2 protein-coding genes are annotated in these 1595 nt (G+C 71.0%); one reads left to right on the top strand and one right to left on the bottom strand.

Annotation, left to right across the window (positions count from 1 at the left end):
• Window positions 1-59: 59 nt before the first annotated feature.
• Entirely contained in the window at window positions 60-701 is a 642-nt protein-coding gene (locus AC3XYG_RS21540) for a cupin domain-containing protein (RefSeq protein WP_489141921.1), read from the bottom strand.
• 215 nt (window positions 702-916) lie between these two features.
• Here AC3XYG_RS21540 and AC3XYG_RS21535 point away from each other — a divergent pair, with 215 nt between their 5' ends.
• Window positions 917-1585 carry an aminotransferase class III-fold pyridoxal phosphate-dependent enzyme gene (locus AC3XYG_RS21535; RefSeq protein WP_489141920.1) on the top strand — a complete coding sequence of 223 codons (669 nt, stop codon included), beginning with the start codon at window positions 917-919 and terminating at the stop codon, window positions 1583-1585.
• The last annotated feature ends 10 nt before the right edge of the window (window positions 1586-1595 follow it).

The following is a 1595-nucleotide window of genomic DNA, read 5'->3' as shown; positions in this document are numbered from 1 at the left end:
CCCTCCCGCAAGGGGAGGGGGGACTCATTGGGTCGTGCGGCCTCGGGTGGCCCCAGCCCCTAAAAGCTCGGCGGGGTGCAGGTCGAGACGATCTCGGCGGGGTCTTCGCCGACGACGCGGAAGCGGTGCGGCACCCGGCTCTGGAAGTAATAGGCGTCACCGGGGCCGAGGATGCGGCGGCTGGGGCCGACCGTCAGCTCGACCCGGCCGCGGATCACCACGCCGCCCTCCTCGCCGGGATGGCTCAGCGCGGTCGGGCCGGTGTCGGCGCCGGGGGCCAGGTGCTCGTGCAGGATCTGCAGCGCCCGGCCGGAGAGGTCGCGGCCGACCTGGCGGTAGGAGATCAGGGCCGAGCCGCCGGCATGGCCACCGGCGCGGCCGCCGATCTCGGCACCGGCAATCTCGGTCAGTTCCGCCGCCGGGAAGAACACCTGCTCGGCCGGGGCCTCGGCCAAAGCGAAGAAATCCGCCAGGCTCAGCGGCAGCCCGTCCAGCACCTTCTTCAGCGAGCCGATCGACGGGCTGGCGCGGTTCTGCTCGATCAGCGAAACGGTGGCGTTGGAGACGCCGGCCCGGCGCGCCAGCTCGCGCTGGCTCAGCCCCTGCGCCTCGCGCAGCCGCCGCAGCCGGCCGCCGATGTCGAAGCCGGGATCGTCGGTCTGGGATTTAGCGCGGGGGGTGGAGGAGGCGGGCAGGGCCATGGCGGGGTGTTTTCCCGTTCGATATTCCGAACGACGGGGTCGGGCGGGCCGGAACGGCCGCTTTTCCGATCTTCCCGCAGCGCACACGGCTTGTCGAGCCCGGGCGGCGAGTTCTACGCTTCCCGTCAGCCTGACAGACAGGGTGGCGGGCCGGGCCGGGTGTTCGGTTTGATCCACACCGCCGACCACGACGCCAAAGACCGGGGAGCCTTCACATGGACGATCTGCTGCCGCGCGGTGACGCCCGCACGCCGAACAATCTCGAATCCTTCTGGATGCCGTACACGGCGAACCGGTCGTTCAAGAAGTCGCCGCGCCTCTATGTCGGCGCCAAGGGCATGTACTACACCACGGTCGATGGCCGCCAGGTGCTGGACGGCACGGCCGGGCTGTGGTGCGTCAATGCCGGCCACTGCAACCCGCGCATCGTCAAGGCGATCCAGGACCAGGCGGCGGAGATGGACTACGCCCCGTCCTTCCAGATGGGCCATCCCAAGGCGTTCGAGCTGGCGTCGCGCGTCGCCCAGCTGCTGCCGGGCGACCTCGACCATGTGTTCTTCGCCGCCGGCGGCGGGTCCGAGGCGGTGGACACCGCGCTGAAGATCGCGCTGGCCTATCAGCGCCAGATCGGCCAGGGCACCCGCACCCGGCTGATCGGCCGCGAGCGCGGCTATCACGGCACCGGCTTCGGCGGCATCTCGGTCGGCGGCATCGTCGCCAACCGCAAGACCTTCGGCACCATGCTGACCGGGGTCGACCACATTCGCCACACCCACGACCTCGCCCGCAACGCCTACAGCCACAACCTGCCGGAGCATGGCGCCGAGCTGGCCGACGACCTGGAGCGGCGGGTGGCGCCATGCTCCGGCAGGTTGTGGCTGTAGGCGTTGCGGG

Source organism: Inquilinus sp. (assembly GCF_057815775.1).
This window is presented reverse-complemented; position numbering and strand designations above follow the sequence as displayed.